Raw genomic sequence first — 18,455 nt, 5'->3', positions numbered from 1 at the left:
ACCCAACAAAGCCGCCTTCGGGCGGCTTTGTTGTTTGTGGGCCCTCTACTTTGAAGATGTACACAGTCCAAATGTGGGAGGGGGCTTGCCCCCGATAGCGGTGGATCAGTGACAGATACTGAGACTGACACACTGCATCGGGGCAAGCCCCCTCCCACATTTGACCGGCGTGCAGTCAGTAGTGTCGTCTTCTGCTGTTCGCTGGCGTAAACTTGCGCGCTTTCGCGACCTCGCTCGTCGCACACTCATTTTTATTCAAAGGTGCCCGCCATGCCTTGGCTGCAAGTCCGCCTCGCCATCAGCCCAGAACAAGCCGAAACCTACGAAGACGCTTTCCTCGAAGTGGGCGCGGTGTCGGTGACGTTCATGGACGCCGAAGACCAACCGATCTTCGAGCCGGAACTCAATACCACCCCGCTGTGGTCCCATACCCATCTGCTCGCCCTGTTCGAAGACGGCACCGATGCCGCCGCCGTCCTCGCCCATATGGAACTGCTCACCGGTGGCCCGCTGCCAGAGCACCACAGCGAAGTGATCGAAGACCAGGACTGGGAACGCAGCTGGATGGACAACTTCCAGCCAATGCGTTTCGGCCAGCGCCTGTGGATCGTGCCAAGCTGGCATGCCGCCCCTGAGCCGGATGCAGTCAACCTGCTGCTCGACCCGGGCCTGGCTTTCGGTACCGGCACCCACCCGACCACGGCCCTGTGCCTGGAATGGCTGGACGGCCAGGACCTGACCGACAGCCACGTGCTGGACTTCGGCTGCGGCTCGGGGATCCTGGCGATTGCCGCCCTGCTGCTGGGCGCCAAGGAAGCCGTGGGCACCGACATCGACGTGCAAGCCCTGGAAGCCTCCCGCGACAACGCCGGGCGCAACAACATCCCTGAAGGCAAATTCCCACTGTACCTGCCGGAGCACTTGCCCCAGGTGCAAGCCGATGTGCTGGTGGCCAACATCCTCGCCGGCCCGCTGGTCTCCCTGGCGCCGCAGCTGTCGAGCCTGGTCAAGCCGGGTGGCCGCCTGGCGCTGTCGGGTATCCTTGCCGAGCAAGGCGAAGACGTTGCCGCCGCGTACGCGAAGGATTTCGAGCTGGATCCGATCGCCAACCGCGATGGCTGGGTACGCATCAGCGGGCGTCGGCGCTAGAATGAGCGCTTGCCTGAATCGGATGGCCGCATGACCGACAGTTTCGTCACCCAATGTCCGCATTGCCAAACGCGCTTTCGCGTCAACCACGCTCAGTTGAGCGTGGCCCGCGGCGTAGTGCGCTGCGGCTCGTGCCTGCAAGTGTTCAACGCCGCTCGCCAGTTACTCGAGCAGCGCGCCCACGCGCCCGCCGCCGCTGTGGAACCACCGGCGGCCCTTGAGCCAGCCCCGCAGGCAGCGCCCGAGACAACACGGGCAATCAGCCAGAAGCAGTGGACAGCCGAAGAGCTGGACCTGGATAACCTGGACCTGGACGAAGAACTGGCCAAGCTGGAACGCCGCGAGATTCAGCACACCCAGCCGGTGGGTGCGGAGCGTCGCCAACCCGGCTCCGACCGCCGGCAAAAAGAAGAGTCCCTCAGCGCCAGCCGCGATACCGTCAAGGCCGAGGAAGAAAAGTGGGCCGCCAGCCTGTTCAGCGAGCCGCCTGAAGAACGCACCCAAGCCGCTGAAGACGAGCCTGAGCCAGCCAAGGCAACGGCGCCCCGACAGCGCACCGAACCGTCCATGTCATTCAGCATGGACGATATCGATGACGAACCACCGCTGCATGCCACCCATGACGCGGCTGAACTCGACCCGCCCGTCACCCCCATTACCGACGAAGCAGACACGGCAGCCCCCGAAGAACGCCCCCTGCCCCGCCGCAAACGCCCGCGCGCCGAGACCGGTGCCCACGACGATGTCCTCCAGGACCTGGAAGACGACCCGCTGCACCTCTACGCGCAGAAACGCCCGTCGGGTTGGGGCCGTCGCCTGATCTGGCTGTTGCTGGTGCTGATCGCCGCCGCCGGCCTAGCCGGCCAGTACATCGCCTACCAATTCGACGACCTGGCCCGCCAGGACGCCTACCGCCCATGGTTCCAGCAGTTATGCCCGACATTGGGCTGCACCGTGCCGTCGCGCGTCGATATCGCCCATATCAAGAGCAGCAACCTGGTGGTACGCAGCCATCCGGACTTCGCCGGGGCGCTGGTGGTGGACGCGATCATCTATAACCGCGCGACGTTTTCCCAGCCATTCCCGCTGCTGGAACTGCGCTTTGCCGATTTGAACGGCGGCCTGATCGCCAGTCGTCGCTTCAAGCCCGCCGAATACCTGAGTGGCGAGCTGGCCGGGGTGAGCGAAATGCCCTCCCAGACGCCGATCCATATCTCCCTGGACATCCTCGATCCGGGCAACAAAGCCGTGAATTACAGCCTGAGCTTCCACTCGCCCGAGTGAATCGGTTCACGCAGCGAAGCTTTACGACAGATTCCAGACTGAGTCACCGGCGACCAAACCGGTGGCGATAAAGAAATAACTGTTCAGATTTTATCCAATTCAGCCTTTATCCAGTCATCGAGAGCGGGTATCATGCCAACCCTTTTTCGAACTCTAATGATCCGGCCCCACAACAGGGAAGTCCTATGTCGGCGGTACGCATCGGCCCATACACATTGCAGAATGGCTTGATTCTCGCCCCCATGGCGGGCGTCACCGACCAGCCCTTTCGTCAGCTGTGCAAGCGTTTGGGCGCGGGTCTAGTAGTCTCGGAAATGGTCACCAGCGACATGAGCTTGTGGAACACCCGCAAATCGCGGATGCGCATGATCCACGAGGGTGATCCCGAGCCCCGCTCGGTACAGATCGCCGGTGGAGATGCACAGATGCTGGCGGATGCGGCCCGAGCCAACGTGGAGCTGGGTGCGCAGATCATTGATATCAACATGGGCTGCCCGGCCAAGAAGGTTTGCAACAAGGCCGCCGGTTCCGCGTTGTTGAAGGACGAGCAGTTGGTCACCGAGATCCTGCAGGCCGTTGTCGCCGCAGTGGATGTGCCGGTGACCCTGAAGATTCGTACCGGCTGGGACCGGGACAACAAGAATGGCCTGACGGTGGCGAAGATCGCCGAACAGGCGGGTATTACAGCGCTGGCGGTACATGGCCGCACCCGCGCCGATCTGTACACCGGTGAAGCCGAGTACGACACCATTGCCGCGATCAAGCAGGCGGTGTCGATGCCGGTGTTTGCCAATGGCGATATCGATTCAGCCGAGAAAGCCCGGCGCGTGCTGCACGCAACCGGTGCCGATGGCCTGTTGATTGGCCGGGCCGCCCAGGGGCGACCGTGGATTTTTCGTGAGATCGAGCATTTTCTGCGTACGGGCGAAACCCTGCCGGCACCGGAGTTGATCGAGGTGGAACGTATTCTGCTAGAGCATCTGGCCGCCCTGCACGCCTTCTATGGAGACGTGATGGGAGTACGCATTGCTCGCAAGCATGTCGGCTGGTATCTCGCAACCCTGCCGGGCGCCAGGGAGTTCCGCGCCCACTTCAATCGTTTGGATGATACGGAAGCACAGTGCGCCAACGTTCGTGAGTTCTTCAGCGAACGTTACAAGAGCCTGGGGACAGGGGACGGAAAGGGGGTGGCCGCATGACGATGATGACCGAGACTTTAGTGAGTGGAACAACACCCGTGAGCGACAACGTCAATTTGAAACAGCACCTCAACACGCCGAGCGAAGAAGGCCAGACCCTTCGCGGGAGTGTCGAGAAGGCGCTGCACAATTATTTCGCCCACCTTGAGGGCGCTTCCGTCACGGACGTGTACAACCTGGTGCTCTCCGAAGTCGAGGCACCCTTGCTCGAAAGCGTGATGAACTACGTCAAGGGCAACCAGACCAAAGCCAGTGAGCTGCTGGGCCTCAACCGTGGCACCTTGCGCAAAAAGCTCAAACAATACGATTTGCTGTAAGCATTCAATCCAACCAGAAAGGCGCCCGCGTAAAACCGGTCGCCTTTTTTGCTGACTCCTTTGCTTTTGATGGAAATTGAAATGACCGACCAGACTACCCGCCTGCCGATCCGCCGCGCCTTGATCAGTGTTTCCGACAAGACCGGGATCCTCGAATTTGCCCGGGGGCTGGAAGCCCTGGGCGTGGAAATCCTCTCCACGGGCGGGACCTTCAAACTGCTGCAGGACAACGGCGTGGCCGCAGTAGAAGTCGCGGACTACACCGGTTTCGCAGAAATGATGGACGGTCGGGTCAAGACCCTGCACCCGAAAATCCATGGCGGCATCCTCGGCCGTCGCGGCGTCGACGACGCGATCATGAACGAACACGGCATCAAGCCGATCGACCTGGTGGCCGTCAACCTCTACCCGTTCGAAGCCACCATCAACAAGCCAGGCTGCGACCTGCCGACCGCCATCGAGAACATCGACATCGGCGGCCCGACCATGGTGCGCTCGGCGGCCAAGAACCACAAAGACGTGGCGATCGTGGTCAACGCCAGCGACTACGCCCAAGTGCTGGAAAGCCTGAAGGCCGGTGGCCTGACCTACGCCCAGCGTTTCGACCTGATGCTCAAGGCGTTCGAACACACTGCCGCCTACGACGGCATGATCGCCAACTACATGGGCACCGTGAACCAGGCCGCCGAAACCCTGAGCACTGAAGGCCGCAGCCAGTTCCCGCGCACCTTCAACAGCCAGTTCATCAAGGCCCAGGAAATGCGCTACGGCGAGAACCCGCACCAGAGCGCGGCGTTCTACGTGGAAGCCAAACCGGCCGAAGTGGGCATCGCCACCGCGACCCAGCTGCAAGGCAAAGAGCTGTCCTACAACAACGTGGCCGATACCGACGCCGCGCTGGAATGCGTGAAGAGCTTCGTCAAGCCCGCCTGCGTGATCGTCAAGCACGCCAACCCATGCGGCGTGGCCGTCAGCCCCGACGCTGAAGGCGGCATCCGCCAGGCCTACGAACTGGCCTACGCCACCGACACCGAGTCGGCCTTCGGCGGCATCATCGCCTTCAACCGTGAACTGGACGCCGAGACCGCCAAGGCCATCGTCGAGCGTCAGTTCGTCGAAGTGATCATCGCGCCCTCCGTCAGCGAAGAAGCCCGCGCCATTGTTGCCGCGAAAGCCAACGTGCGCCTGCTGGCCTGCGGCGAGTGGTCGGCCGAACGCGCCGCCGCCTGGGACTACAAGCGCGTCAATGGCGGCTTGCTGGTCCAGAGCCGCGACATTGGCATGATCAGCAGCGCCGACCTGAAGGTAGTGACCAAGCGCGCGCCGACCGAGCAGGAAATCAACGACCTGATCTTCGCCTGGAAAGTGGCCAAGTATGTGAAGTCCAACGCCATCGTCTACGCCAAGAACCGCCAGACCATCGGTGTCGGCGCCGGCCAGATGAGCCGCGTGAACTCGGCGCGTATCGCCGCGATCAAGGCCGAACACGCCGGGTTGCAGGTCGCCGGTTCAGTGATGGCTTCCGATGCGTTCTTCCCGTTCCGCGACGGTCTGGACAATGCCGCGAAAGCTGGCGTGACTGCCGTGATCCAACCGGGCGGCTCGATGCGTGACGCCGAAGTGATCGCCGCCGCAGATGAAGCCGGCATTGCCATGGTCTTCACCGGCATGCGCCACTTCCGTCACTAAACACCACTGCTTTCCTACTGTAGGAGCGAGCTTGCTCGCGAAAAGCCCGAAAACGCCACGGGGAGCCAGATGCCCCCCGTCATCGTTGACGATCTTCGCGAGCAAGAACTAGGCGTCCCCCTCGCTCCTACAGAAAGCACAGCGTTTCACAGAGGTTTTTGACATGAATGTTTTGATCATTGGCAGCGGTGGCCGTGAACACGCCCTGGCCTGGAAAGTTGCCCAGGACCCACGCGTCCAGAAAGTCTTCGTCGCCCCCGGCAACGCCGGTACCGCCATCGAAGCCAAGTGCGAAAACGTCGCCATCGACGTACTGGCCCTGGAACAACTGGCCGACTTCGCCGAGAAAAACGTCTCCCTGACCATCGTCGGTCCGGAAGTGCCATTGGTTGCCGGTGTCGTGGACCTGTTCCGCAGCCGCGGCCTGGATTGCTTCGGCCCAACCGCTGGCGCGGCCCAGCTGGAAGGCTCGAAAGCCTTCACCAAGGATTTCCTGGCGCGCCACAAGATCCCGACCGCCGACTACCAGAACTTCACCGAGATCGAGCCGGCCCTGGCCTACCTGCGTGAAAAAGGCGCACCGATCGTGATCAAGGCCGACGGCCTGGCCGCCGGTAAAGGCGTGATCGTCGCCATGACCTTGCAGGAAGCCGAAGACGCGGTGCGCGACATGCTCGCCGGCAACGCGTTTGGTGATGCCGGTTCGCGCGTGGTCATCGAGGAGTTCCTCGACGGCGAAGAAGCCAGCTTTATCGTGATGGTCGACGGCAAGAACGTACTGCCGATGGCCACCAGCCAGGACCACAAGCGCGTCGGCGACGGCGACAGCGGCCCGAACACCGGCGGCATGGGTGCCTACTCCCCGGCCCCGGTGGTGACCGCCGAGGTGCACCAGCGCGTCATGGACCTGGTGATCTGGCCAACCGTGCGCGGCATGGCCGACGAAGGCAACGTGTACACCGGCTTCCTGTACGCCGGCCTGATGATCGACAAGGCCGGCAACCCGAAAGTCATCGAGTTCAACTGCCGCTTCGGTGACCCGGAAACCCAACCCGTGATGCTGCGCCTGCAATCGAGCCTGGTGCTGCTGGTGGAAGCCGCCCTCGCCCAGGCGCTGGACAAGGTTGAAGCACAGTGGGATCCACGCCCGAGCGTCGGCATCGTGCTGGCAGCCGGCGGCTACCCTGCCGACTACGCCAAAGGCGATGTGATTGAAGGCCTGGACGCGGCTGCTACGCTGGAAGGCAAGGTGTTCCATGCGGGCACCGCGCTCAAGGATGGCAAGGTTGTCACCGCGGGTGGCCGTGTGTTGTGCGCTACCGCGATGGGTGCCAGTGTCGACGCTGCACAGCAACAGGCTTACAAGCTGGCGGCGAAGATCGACTGGAAAGGCTGTTTCTACCGCACGGACATCGGTTATCGCGCCATTGCACGCGAACGTGGCGAAAACCAGTAACACTAGCTATCCGTTCGGTTAGGCAAGGGCCTCTGGCCCTTGCCGTATACAGGCCTCCCCGCGCATAGTTAACCGTGCATCAACCTACGAAGGGATTTCGCCGTGCGCTGGCTCAGGATCGCCATAGGTTTTACTGTCAGTCTGCTGACACTGCTCTGCTTGTTCCCGGCCCAGGCCGCCGCGCAAGGCAGTGGCTGGGCGGTATTGCTTGATGAACAGGCCGACCTGCAACTGAGCGACATCCGTTCTTCGCGCTACACCAATCAATTCAGCCCCATCGAACTGGACCGGATTACCGCCGCCTCGCCGGACGGTGCGTTGTGGGTACGTTTCAAGCTGCAGCCCGGCAAGCACGAGCAAGTGCTGCGCATATTCGCCCCGGACGTCTCACACCTGAGCCTCTATGTGCTGGACGGCGACACCCTGATCGAACAACAGAGCACCGGCACCCGCCAGCCCCAGGCGGAACGCCCGTTGCCCAGCAGCGATTTCATGCTGCCGATGCCCCAGAGCCAAAAGCCCCTCGAGGTGTACCTGCGCCTGGTCTCGGAACACGAACTGCGCCCCTACATCACCCTGGAGCCGGCCGTCCTGGCCGCCGCCGACCAGAACCAGACGCTGATCTATGGCCTGCTGTTCGGCTGCCTGTTGATGTTGATCCTGCACAACCTCACACGTTTCGCCTACCACCGCTCGCGCAGCAGCCTGTGGCTGGCGGCGTGCGAAGGCCTGTTGATGCTCAGCCTGGCGCTGCTGCTCAACCTGGTGGGGCCATGGCTGCCCGACTGGCACGCGATCCAGACGCCAGGCGCCTACCTCGCCCTGCTGCTGACCGCACCCTGCGGGCTGATGTTTGCCTACCGCTTCTTCATGCCCCTGGGCCCGCACCCGCTGAACAAGCTGCTGATGGCCGACATCCTGCTGATCGTGCTGTGTGGCCTGTTGCTGTTGTTCGTCAATACCCTGCCGCTGAACATCATCACCTACGTCCTGGTAGCGCTGGCGGGCCTGAGCATGCTGTTTGTCTCGGCCTACCACTGGCAAAAAGGCTACCGCCCGGCGCGGCTGTTCGTGGCGGCGATGGTCGTATTCAACATCGGCACGTTGATCATCCTGCCCGCCCTGCTCGGTCTGACACTGGTAGCACCCCAAGGCCTGATCATCACCTTGCTCGGGTTTGTCTGCCTCAGCGGCCTGCTGATGAGCCTGGCCCTGGGCGAGCGCCAGCGCGCGATTGTCGAAAAACGCTTCAGTGTCAGCCGCGACCTGGCCGCCAGCAATGCCGAAATCGCCGCCAAGGCCGAGTTCCTGGCGAAAATCAGCCACGAAATCCGTACCCCCATGAACGGCGTGCTGGGCATGACCGAACTGCTGTTGGGCACGCCTTTGTCGGTGAAGCAGCGCGACTATGTGCAGACCATTCACAGCGCCGGTAACGAACTGCTCACGCTGATCAACGAGATTCTCGATATCTCCAAGCTCGAATCCGGGCAAATCGAACTGGACGACGTGCAGTTCGACCTGAATGCCCTGATCGAAGACTGCCTGAGCATCTTCCGCGCCAAGGCCGAGCAGCAGAACGTCGAGCTGATCAGTTTTATCCAGCCCCAGGTGCCGCGCGTGATCAGCGGCGACCCGACACGCCTGCGCCAGGCGATGCTGAGCCTGCTGGAAAACGCCCTGCAGAAAACCGACGAAGGTGAAGTGCTGATCGTCGTGGCACTGGACGAACGCAGCACCAAGCCGCGCCTGCGCATTGCCGTACAAGACAGCGGCCTGCCGATGGAAGCCGCCGAGCGCGACGCGTTGCTGCACAGTGAGTTGCACAGCAAGAACTTCCTGTCGGAGACGCGCTTGACCGGCCACCTGGGCCTGGTGATCGCACGCCAACTGATCCTGTTGATGAATGGCGAATTTGGTATCAAGAGTGGCGCGCAACAGGGCAGCACCCTGTGGCTGACCCTGCCGCTGGACCCGGAACGCCTGGAGCACCCGACCTCCGACCTCGATGGCCCGCTCAAGGGCGCGCGGGTACTGGTGGTGGACGACAACGACACCTGCCGCAAAGTGCTCGTGCAGCAATGCACCGCCTGGGGCCTCAACGTCAGCGCCGTGCCGTCGGGCAAGGAAGCCCTGGCGCTGCTGCGCACCAAGGCGCACCTGCGTGATTACTTCGATGTGGTGCTGCTCGACCAGAACATGCCGGGCATGACCGGCATGCAACTGGCGGCGAAAATCAAGGAAGATCCGAGCCTGAACCACGACATCCTGCTGATCATGCTCACCGGCATCAGCAACGCGCCGAGCAAGATCATTGCGCGCAATTGCGGAATCAAGCGCATCCTCGCCAAGCCGGTGGCCGGCTATACCCTCAAGACCACCCTGGCCGACGAGCTGACCCAGCGCAGCAAAGGCAATGTACAGCCCCGCGCGCCCCTGAGCGTGCCAGCGCCTGTCACCGTGCCCAGTGATTTCCGCATCCTGGTCGCTGAAGACAACAGCATCTCCACCAAAGTGATCCGCGGCATGCTGGGCAAGCTCAACCTCAACCCGGACACCGCCAGCAATGGCGAAGAAGCCCTGGAAGCGATGAAAGCCCAGCGCTACGACCTGGTATTGATGGACTGTGAAATGCCGATCCTCGACGGCTTCTCGGCGACCCAGCAATTGCGTGCGTGGGAGGTCAGCCACCAACGCATCCGCACGCCGATCGTCGCCCTCACGGCGCACATCCTCTCGGAACATAAAGAACGCGCACGCCAGGCCGGAATGGACGGGCATATGGCCAAGCCGGTAGAGCTGTCGCAGCTGCGCGAATTGGTGGAGTTCTGGGTGGCGCAGCGTCAACAACGCCCGGAACACGCCCCGTCCTGAACGCAGAACACCCGGCAGATAGAACTGTTGTGGCAAGCCCGCTTGTTGTGGCAAGCGGGCTTGCCCCGCGTTGGGCTGCGCAGCAGCCCCAATCAATCGGAATGCGGAGTATCAGGCACTCCTCAGCGGCTGGTTCTGGGGCTGCTTCGCAGCCCAACGCGGGGCAAGCCCGCTCGCCACAGGGGGGATTTGTCTAGGGCTGAAAAGTGGGGCAGATACCCATGGTCATCGGGGCACGCGCCCTCCCACATTTGATCTCTGACGCCTGATAGACTCTCCACACTTTCCCCGCCCACGAGCCGCTCCCATGCTCCACGTGCTATTCAGCGTTTACCTGAAGATGCTGGTGCTCTACAGCCCGTTCTTCGTACTGTCCTGCTTTATCAGCCTGACCCGTGGCTACTCCAGCAAGGAGCGGCGGCGCCTGGCCTGGAAAGTGGCGCTGGCGACCCTGATCTCAAGCGTGTTGCTCTACCTGTTCGGCCGGGTGATTTTCAGTGTATTCGGCATCACCGTGGATGCGTTCCGCATCGGCGCCGGCAGTGTGCTGTTTATCTCCGCCCTGGGGATGGCCCAGGGCAAGTCGGCGGTACAGACCGACAACGTGCAACAGGACGTCACCATTGTGCCGCTGACGATCCCGCTCACGGTCGGCCCCGGCACTATCGGTGCGCTGCTGGTGATGGGCGTCAGCCAGCCCCATTGGGATGACAAGATCTCCGCCATCCTCAGCATCGCCCTGGCCAGCCTCACAGTGGGCGTGGTGCTGTACCTGTCCAACCGTATCGAACGCATTCTCGGCGACCAGGGCTTACAGATTGTCAGCCGGTTGATGGGGTTGTTCGTGTGCGCCCTCGCTGCGCAAATCATCTTTACCGGCGTGCGCGGTTACCTGGTGCCCTAGATCCGGTACTTGGCGATTGCCAGCTGGACTTTGTCCCCCGCACTCTCACGCATCAATTGGATGGTTTTTTCGTTGACCACCGAGGTATTCAGCACCAGGCAGGTTTGCCCACTGAAAGCCTCGAACGACGAGCTGTCCCACTCCAGAAACGGCAAGCCCACCTGCTTGCTCACGCCCTGGCTGCTGTAGGTCACCAGTACCATCATCACTTCGCCGTCGCGCTCGGCGCAGGATGCCAGGCCGAAATCACCGCCCTGGCGTACGGTGCTGTTGCGCTTGAACAGCTCGAAAGAAGCCGGCTGTTGCTTCAAGGCTTCCAACGCATCGGCCGCCAACTTCGGCAGCGCCTCCAGCCAGGGTCCGCTCAGGGATGTCGACGCCAGCATGGCAGCAATGATATTCAACGCCGCCAGTTGCACCGTCAGGCCCTTGCCAGAGCCTGAGACCCGCTCGAAGCGACTGCGCACCGGCAGCCAGCCCAGGCTGACCATGACCTTGATGAATTCGTCGTACCACTGCTCGGTACCCCGGTGGACCTTCAACACATCGCTCACGTAGCTGCTGGCCAGCAGATAGCTTTTGCGAATGTACTCGCGGTTCAGGCCGCTCAGGCCGTCGGCAAATGAAATCACGCCGTTGTTCACCACCGCCGCATTGCAGTCATCCTCGACGTCGATCTTGACCGGCTGCGCCCCAGGCGCCCCAGGCAGTTTGTACGCGGCGATCAACTTGCGCCGTTTGGTGTGATTGATCCTTCTGTGATGTCGCTCCATTTTCCAGTTCTCCACAAGCACCCCACATAGGGCGTGTGACCACACTAGTCCAGGGGCTGGCGGGTTTTCCAGACGACAAACATCGCTTGCGAACACACCGCGAAAAACGCCTCCCAGCGATCGTTGGGCGTATCCCCCGGCCTTCCGGCTTTCATCGACAAAAAAAGAAAAAGCCCCGCATAACGGCAGGTGTTCACCCATCGTCACTCGGAGCTTTCGGGCCACTGCGGGGCCGTTTTCAGGCGACGGGCTTGGCCCCGTACCAGCGCGGCGTGTACACCCACTCACCGCCACCGGCACGTGGGAACGTGCAGGTGGTGGATGAGCCGACCAGCACCATGGTGCGCATGTCCACCTGGTCGGGCGTGAGTTGCCCCAGCGTGGTGACCCGCAGGGTCTGGCCGGGGCGACCGATATCGCGGCCCAGTACCACCGGCGTGTCGGCCGTGCGGTGCTGCGCGACGATTTCCAGGGCACGCCCCAATTGCCATGGCCGCGCCCGCGAGATCGGGTTGTAGAACGCCAGGGCCAGGTCGGCCTGGGAAGCGAGGTCCAGGCGTTTTTCGATAATCGCCCAGGGCTTGAGGTTATCCGACAGCGACATCACACAGAAATCATGTCCCAACGGTGCGCCTGCCTGGGCAGCCGTGGCCAGGCTGGCGGACACCCCCGGCAGGATTTCCAGGTCGACCTGATGCCACGCCGGGTCACTGGACTCGTGCAACGCCTCGATCACCGCCGCAGCCATGGCGAATACACCAGGGTCGCCGGACGACACCACCACCACCGAACGGCCTTGGGCTGCCAGCTCGAACGCGTGGCGCGCACGCTGCATTTCTTCACGGTTATCAGTGCAGTGCTGCACCTGGTCGTCACGGAAAGGCCCGGCCATGCGCACATAGGTTTCATAGCCCAGTACATCGGTGCAACGCGCCAGCTCGGCCTTCACCGCCGGAACCATCAGTTCGGCCGCGCCAGGGCCCAGGCCGATCACGGCGAGGCGCCCACGCGCGCGGCCAATTTGCGACACATCCAGGGGCTGCTCGGCGACAGTGATCATGATCTCTGCGTCTTGCTCCACCTTGGCGAAGCGCAGCGGCACGCCCAACGCCAACGCGGCATCCTGCAACGATGCTTGCGCCATCTGCGTCTCACTGGCCAACAGGCAGGCCAGGGATTGCACGGCGATCCCCGCGTCATGCAACGCCGTGCGCACACGCGCCGCCAACTGCGCACCGGGCTTGCACGTAGCGCAGACGTTCTTCGGATAGATCAGCAATTCATTGGCCGCAGGCGCACGCTCGGTATTGCCCACATGAATCGCCAGGCGCGCCTGCTGATCCTGCGGCAGGTTGGCCTGGTCCAGCCACGGCGCGGCACCTTCGATGCGCACGCTTTCGCCGGCCAGCAGGTCCGAGACAAAGCGCTTGCCCAGCTCCAGGTCACCCAGTTGATAGCCCGCCGGCGGGTTGAGCAGGCAGGTGCCGAAACGCAACTCGCCGCTGGTGGTGATCGCAGCGTGCACGCCCAGGGCCGCGGCAATATCCCGCGCCATGACGTTTACGCCTCCCAGGCCGCCCAGCAGCGGTACAACGGCACTGCCGTCTTCAGCCACGGCCAGCACGGCGGGTTCTTCGCCTTTTTCCAGCAGCAGCGGCGCCAGGGTGCGGATCACGATACCGGCCGCGCACAACGCAATCAGCGGCGTGCCTTGCTGGTACAGCTGGCGCAGGGTCGCACCGAACTCACTGTAGGCTTGGTCCGCGCCGTCGACCCGCCCGGCCAGGCCATGGATCAGCGCGCCAGGGTAAACCTGTTGAATCTTGCGCGCAGTGGCCAGGCTGCCCTGGCCAAGGATGACAATCGCCGGCTTCATCAACCTTGCCACCGTTCACCGGGCACGATGATCAATGAGAAATACGGTGACGACATCGGCTCCACCTGATCCAGCGGCACGATCTTCTGGTTGGCCATGGTGGCGCGCTCCACATACAGCGCACGCTCGGCCAGGCCGAGTTCTTCCAGCACCTGGCGCACCTTGGGGAAATTGCGCCCCAGTTTCATGATCACCGCCGCATCGGCATCCGCCAGGCGGCGCTTGAGGTCGTCATGGGGCAACACACCCGAGAGCACTGACAGGCTCTGGTTGCGATACACCAATGGCGCGCCGAGTACCGAGGCACCACCGAGCATCGAGCACACGCCCGGGATGACCTGGGCTTCGTAGCGCTCGGCGAGGCGGTCGTGCAAGTACATGTAGGAGCCGTAGAAGAACGGGTCGCCTTCGCAGATCACCGCCACGTCACGGCCGGCGTCCAGATGCGCGGCGACGTCGAGGCTGGCGCCGTCGTAGAAGTCGCTGATCACTTGCTCATAGGACAGCGGCGCCGGCAGCGTTTCGGTGGTCACGGGGTACACCAGCGGCATCAGGGTCTGTTGCGGCACCAGATGGTCTTCGATGATGCCGAAGGCGTTACCCTTCTTACCCTTGGCCACGAAGTACGCCACCACGGGCGACTCGCGCAGCAGGCGCAGGGCCTTGAGGGTGATCAGCTCCGGGTCACCGGGACCGACGCCCAGGCCGATCAAACGTCCGCGTGCCGGCATTATTCGACCTCCGTGGCGAGGGCATTGACTGCGGCGGCGGCCATGGCACTGCCGCCCAGGCGGCCTTGCATGATCACGAAGGGCACGCCACGGCTATCGGCGGCCAGCATGGCCTTGGACTCGGCGGCGCCGACAAAACCGACCGGGAACCCCAGGATCAGCGCCGGCTTCGGCGCACCGGCGTCGAGCATCTCCAGCAGGTAGAACAAAGCCGTCGGCGCGTTGCCGATCACCACCACACTGCCTGCCAGGTGCGGGCGCCACAGCTCCAGTGCGGCGGCGGAACGGGTGTTGCCCAGCTCCCGCGCCAACGCCGGCACGCTGTCGTCGCGCAGGGTGCAGATCACTTCGTTGTTGGCCGGCAGGCGCGCGCGGGTCACGCCTTCGGAGACCATCCGCGCATCACACAGAATCGGCGCGCCAGCAGCCAGCGCATCACGCCCGGCCTTGCCCGCGCCTTCGGAAAACTGCAGGCCGTCGATGGCCTCGACCATGCCGCAGGCATGAATCACCCGCACCGCGAGTTTCTCCAAATCAGCCGGGATACGCTCCAACTTGGCTTCCGCGCGAATAATGGCGAAGGAGTTGCGATAGATCTCCTGACCGTCGCGGATGTAATCAATCATCGGTGTTGCTCCGTGGGCGAGCGCGCAGCAGGGCGCCCGCCGCTTCAATGGAAAGAGTGCGCGCGTGCAGCCGGCCGAAGCCTGGGTGGGCGGCATCGCGAAAATAGAGGTCGTAGTGGCCAGGACTCACCGCCAGCAGGGTGACCGGCGCGGTATGTGCCGCAGCGCAGGAGCGTGGGCAGCCGGACAGGTGAACCTCGTGCTCGGTCTGTAATGAGGCCAGTCGCATGGCGTCGACCTTGGTATCGGCCAGCGCCTTTACGCAGCCACTGGAACCGGTGCAGGCGGTCATGCGCGCCAGGGGTTGGTCGGGCGTGCAGAGGAAGCCCAGCTGCCCCAGGCGTTGGGTCACGGCGTGAGGTTTTTCGACGTTGGGCAGCAGCACACCTTGCCAAGGGGTGAAGCGCAATGTGCCGTCGCCATGTTCGTTGGCGAGTTGCGCGACGCCTCTGAGCATCGTCGAATCCAGGCGCCCCAAGGGTACGATGGCAGCGACGTAGAATTGATTTTTTTGAGACTGTGGATAACTCCCGAGGTGCAGCAAAGCACCGCTGGGGGGGCGCTGGAAGCCGTCGGCTGGCAGCAGCGGCAGGCTGAGGCGGCTCAGCAACTTATCCACAGCCAGATGGCGCATGCGCGTTTGCTCTGGGGTGGCGAGGTCAAGAAACGCCTCCAACACCGCCACCACCAATGCATGACCCTGCTCCAACGGCACGGCAGCCAACGGCGCATCCAGCCCCGGACAACCTGCCAGGCCGAACGCGAGGAGCGTCTGGCCATTGCGTACGAACGCCGACAGCCACAGATCGTGATGATGCTCGAGCATCGCCAGGGCCTCGCCGCCGTCCAGTTGCACGGCGAACTTGGCCGACAACTCATGGAAACGCGGATGATTTTGCAGGGTGGCGAGGATCTGCTCGGCCAACGGGCGGGTGTCGAACAGCATCTGTGGATCAATGCCGGCACTGGGGCTGAGCATCAGGTTGCGTACGTCATCCCCGGCGGCGTTGCTCGGGCCCAGGTCGGCGGCCAGCAGCCTGGCGATCAAGGCGTCTTGCTCGACACCGATCCCGCGAATCTGCAGGTTCGCGCGGTTGGTCGCCTCGATCACGCCCCCCGCGTACGCCTGGGCCGCATCCGCCACGGCATGGGCCTGGGAGGCGCTGATCGAGCCACCGGCCAATTTGATCCGGCAAATGCCGCCATCCAGCGCCTGGACGATACGCAGCAACCCCGGACAAGCCGAGGGGCGCAAGGTGTTCAGAGCGGGCGTTGGGTTCACAGGGCTACCGGTTCACGGGTAAAGGCGCGGTATTATGCCTGCTTTGTCCGGCGGCATGAAAAGCCTGCCCGTCGGATGTCGTTCAAGGAATTGATATGTCGCCCTGGCTGACGGTTGTAGGCATCGGTGAAGACGGCTTCAAGGGGCTGGGCAGGAATGCCCGGCATGCCCTGTTGCGCGCCTCGCGGATTATAGGTGGTCAGCGCCAGTTGGACCTGTTGCCGGTGTGTATTCGTGGTGAGCGCCAGGTGTGGCCGAGCCCGTTTTCCCTGGAGCCGGTACTGGCGCGGCGCGGCGAGCCTGTGTGCGTGCTGGCCAGCGGCGACCCGATGTTCTATGGCGTGGGCGCCAGTTTGGCGCGCCAGGTGGCGGCTGAAGAACTGCTGATCTTGCCGGCGCCGTCGTCGGTGTCGTTGGCGGCGGCGCGGTTGGGCTGGCCGTTGCAGGAGGTGGTGACGCTGTCCGTGGTGGCCCGGCCGGTGGCGGCGCTCAACGCGCATCTGGCCACGGGTGTGCGGTTATTGGTGCTGAGTAATGACGGCGGCAGTCCCGCGTTGATTGCTTCGTTGTTGGCCGAATCCGGGTTTGGGCCCAGCCGATTGACAGTGTTTGAACACCTGGACGGCGCGGATGAGCGGCGCATCGACGGTTTGGCCGAGGATTGGCAACACGCCTCGGTCGCCGACTTGAACCTGGTCGCCATCGACTGCCTGGCCTCCAGCGACACACCCCGTCTATCGCGCCTCGCTGGCTTGCCCGATTCCGCCTTCCGGCACGACGGCCAACTGACCAAGCGCGATGTGCGCGCCATGACCCTCGCCCGCCTCGCCCCAATGCCCGGCGAGCTGCTGTGGGACGTGGGTGCGGGCAGCGGCTCCATCGGCATCGAATGGATGCGTGCGCACCCCAGTTGCCGCGCACTGGCGATTGAAGCGGACGAAGGCCGCCAGGGCCTTATTGAACACAACCGCGACGCCCTCGGCGTGCCCGGTTTGCAGTTGATTCGTGGCAAAGCCCCGGAAGCCTTGCACGGCCTTACAGCACCCGACGCCATCTTCATCGGCGGCGGTGTCACCCGCGAGGGCGTGCTCGACACCTGCTGGCAACACCTGCGCCCCGGCGGCCGGCTCGTCGCCAACGCCGTGACCCTGCAAAGTGAAATGACCTTGATGAACTGGCGCGCTCAACATGGCGGTGAACTGACCCGTATCCACGTCGCTCAGGCCCAGCCGCTGGGTGAATTCGATACGTGGCGGCAGGCGCTTCCGATCACCCTGCTGGAAGTGGTCAAGCCGCGATGAAACGCATCCTGCTGCTGGGCGGTGTGACCGAAGCGCTGGCTATCGCTCGTACGTTGGGGCCGGAGCATATCTACAGCCTGGCCGGTGTGGGCCGTGTGCCGACCGATCTCGCCTGCCAAGTGCGTGTCGGCGGTTATGGCGGCGCCGAAGGGCTGGCGCAGTTTGTGCGCGACGAACACATCAGCCTGATCCTCGACGCCACTCACCCGTACGCGGCGCAGATCAGCCGCAATGCCGCCGAGGCAGCAAGGGTGTGCGGTGTGCCGTGTTGGGCGTTGCGGCGTCCGGCGTGGCAGCCGCAGGCGGGGGATGATTGGCGAGAGGTCAGCGATTGGGCCGCGTTGATTGAAGCGTTGAAACCGTTCAAGCGCCCGCTGTTCACGTTGGGACGAGAGCCGCTGCAGCACCTTGATGAGATCCCGCCGGAGCAATTCTGGACACTGCGGGCGCTGGATGTGTATCCGGGCAATGAGCGCTGTGAAGTGATCGGCGCGCGCGGGCCGTTCTTGATCGAGGATGAACGGGCGTTGTTCGAACGGCGTGGCATTGACGTGCTGATCAGCAAGAACAGCGGCAGCGCAGCGACGGAGCCGAAGCTGGAAGTGGCGAGGGAGCGTGGGGTGCCGGTATTGGTGATGAAGCGGCCGGTGTTGGCGGCTGTGGATCGGGAGCTTTTGTCGCCCGCGGAAACAATCGATTCGTTGGCAGATTTCATTCGATAAGTCAGGATCGCTCGCTTGCTTGATTAGTAACCTATTTGTTACCTTCAGGGCGACCAATGATTGAAATTGAAGAATACCGACGCGATAACCAGTTGAGCCCATTCGATGAGTGGTTTTCATCGTTGAGTGTGCCGGCAGCAACCAAAGTTTCAACTGCTTTGTTTCGACTTGAAATGGGCAATACAAGCAACATCAAAGGATGGTCTGAAGTAGCCATGTATTTCCCCGGCATACCACCTAGCGCAACTTTTAAACTCGCCAAATGATCAAAA

Annotated in this window: 16 protein-coding genes; 10 read left to right on the top strand and 6 right to left on the bottom strand. The window is 63.1% G+C overall.

What is annotated here, in order from left to right; genetic code table 11:
* Positions 1-270: 270 nt before the first annotated feature.
* The 8 genes from prmA to AC1Q6I_RS32385 all read left to right on the top strand — a co-directional run bounded on the left by prmA (position 271) and on the right by AC1Q6I_RS32385 (position 10,872).
* Positions 271-1,149, top strand: a complete 879-nt coding sequence (prmA, locus tag AC1Q6I_RS32420; RefSeq protein ID WP_024073168.1) for a 50S ribosomal protein L11 methyltransferase — start codon at positions 271-273, stop codon at positions 1,147-1,149.
* Between the two features lie 30 nt (positions 1,150-1,179).
* Positions 1,180-2,433 carry a DUF3426 domain-containing protein gene (locus AC1Q6I_RS32415; RefSeq protein WP_024073167.1) on the top strand — a complete coding sequence of 418 codons (1,254 nt, stop codon included), beginning with the start codon at positions 1,180-1,182 and terminating at the stop codon, positions 2,431-2,433.
* 185 nt (positions 2,434-2,618) lie between these two features.
* On the top strand, positions 2,619-3,632 hold the full coding sequence (dusB, locus tag AC1Q6I_RS32410; protein WP_024073166.1) for a tRNA dihydrouridine synthase DusB: 1,014 nt from the start codon (positions 2,619-2,621) through the stop codon (positions 3,630-3,632).
* Complete coding sequence (gene fis, locus AC1Q6I_RS32405; RefSeq protein WP_002555375.1) at positions 3,629-3,949, top strand: DNA-binding transcriptional regulator Fis; 321 nt, start codon at positions 3,629-3,631, stop codon at positions 3,947-3,949. Before dusB ends, fis begins: the two co-directional genes overlap by 4 nt.
* Positions 3,950-4,030: 81 nt before the next feature.
* Positions 4,031-5,638, top strand: coding sequence for a bifunctional phosphoribosylaminoimidazolecarboxamide formyltransferase/IMP cyclohydrolase (purH, locus tag AC1Q6I_RS32400; RefSeq protein ID WP_024073165.1), 1,608 nt, complete (start codon positions 4,031-4,033; stop codon positions 5,636-5,638).
* Positions 5,639-5,801: 163 nt separating this feature from the next.
* Complete coding sequence (gene purD / locus AC1Q6I_RS32395) at positions 5,802-7,094, top strand: phosphoribosylamine--glycine ligase (protein ID WP_024073164.1); 1,293 nt, start codon at positions 5,802-5,804, stop codon at positions 7,092-7,094.
* 102 nt (positions 7,095-7,196) lie between these two features.
* Entirely contained in the window at positions 7,197-9,968 is a 2,772-nt protein-coding gene (locus tag AC1Q6I_RS32390) for a hybrid sensor histidine kinase/response regulator (protein ID WP_102625506.1), read from the top strand.
* 307 nt (positions 9,969-10,275) lie between these two features.
* Positions 10,276-10,872, top strand: coding sequence for a MarC family protein (locus AC1Q6I_RS32385; protein WP_024073162.1), 597 nt, complete (start codon positions 10,276-10,278; stop codon positions 10,870-10,872).
* Here the strand turns inward: AC1Q6I_RS32385 and AC1Q6I_RS32380 are convergent.
* From AC1Q6I_RS32380 to cobG, 5 genes are all read right to left on the bottom strand, one after another.
* Entirely contained in the window at positions 10,869-11,645 is a 777-nt protein-coding gene (locus AC1Q6I_RS32380) for a hypothetical protein (protein WP_069075172.1), read from the bottom strand. The two genes, AC1Q6I_RS32385 and AC1Q6I_RS32380, sit on opposite strands and share 4 nt — an antisense overlap.
* A gap of 238 nt (positions 11,646-11,883) precedes the next feature.
* On the bottom strand, positions 11,884-13,521 hold the full coding sequence (gene cobJ, locus AC1Q6I_RS32375) for a precorrin-3B C(17)-methyltransferase (protein ID WP_024073160.1): 1,638 nt from the start codon (positions 13,519-13,521) through the stop codon (positions 11,884-11,886).
* Positions 13,521-14,252 carry a precorrin-2 C(20)-methyltransferase gene (locus tag AC1Q6I_RS32370; protein ID WP_102625507.1) on the bottom strand — a complete coding sequence of 244 codons (732 nt, stop codon included), beginning with the start codon at positions 14,250-14,252 and terminating at the stop codon, positions 13,521-13,523. The genes cobJ and AC1Q6I_RS32370 overlap by 1 nt, the downstream gene beginning before the upstream one ends.
* Positions 14,252-14,878, bottom strand: coding sequence for a precorrin-8X methylmutase (locus AC1Q6I_RS32365; protein ID WP_069075170.1), 627 nt, complete (start codon positions 14,876-14,878; stop codon positions 14,252-14,254). The genes AC1Q6I_RS32370 and AC1Q6I_RS32365 overlap by 1 nt, the downstream gene beginning before the upstream one ends.
* A complete protein-coding gene (gene cobG / locus AC1Q6I_RS32360; RefSeq protein ID WP_305883458.1) occupies positions 14,871-16,160 on the bottom strand; it encodes a precorrin-3B synthase in 1,290 nt (429 codons plus the stop codon). The genes AC1Q6I_RS32365 and cobG overlap by 8 nt, the downstream gene beginning before the upstream one ends.
* A 95-nt stretch (positions 16,161-16,255) precedes the next feature.
* Between cobG and AC1Q6I_RS32355 the strand changes: the two genes are divergently transcribed.
* Positions 16,256-17,461, top strand: coding sequence for a bifunctional cobalt-precorrin-7 (C(5))-methyltransferase/cobalt-precorrin-6B (C(15))-methyltransferase (locus tag AC1Q6I_RS32355; protein WP_024073156.1), 1,206 nt, complete (start codon positions 16,256-16,258; stop codon positions 17,459-17,461).
* A complete protein-coding gene (locus AC1Q6I_RS32350) occupies positions 17,458-18,183 on the top strand; it encodes a cobalt-precorrin-6A reductase (protein WP_102625508.1) in 726 nt (241 codons plus the stop codon). The genes AC1Q6I_RS32355 and AC1Q6I_RS32350 overlap by 4 nt, the downstream gene beginning before the upstream one ends.
* Positions 18,184-18,214: 31 nt before the next feature.
* Here AC1Q6I_RS32350 and AC1Q6I_RS32345 read toward each other — a convergent pair.
* The coding region (locus tag AC1Q6I_RS32345; protein WP_492618414.1) for a hypothetical protein at positions 18,215-18,455 on the bottom strand (241 nt) is incomplete at its 5' end.

The organism is Pseudomonas sp. MPR-R2A5 (genome assembly GCF_058793055.1).
Note: the sequence above shows the minus strand (reverse complement) of the source record. Positions and strands in the feature narration are given on the sequence as shown.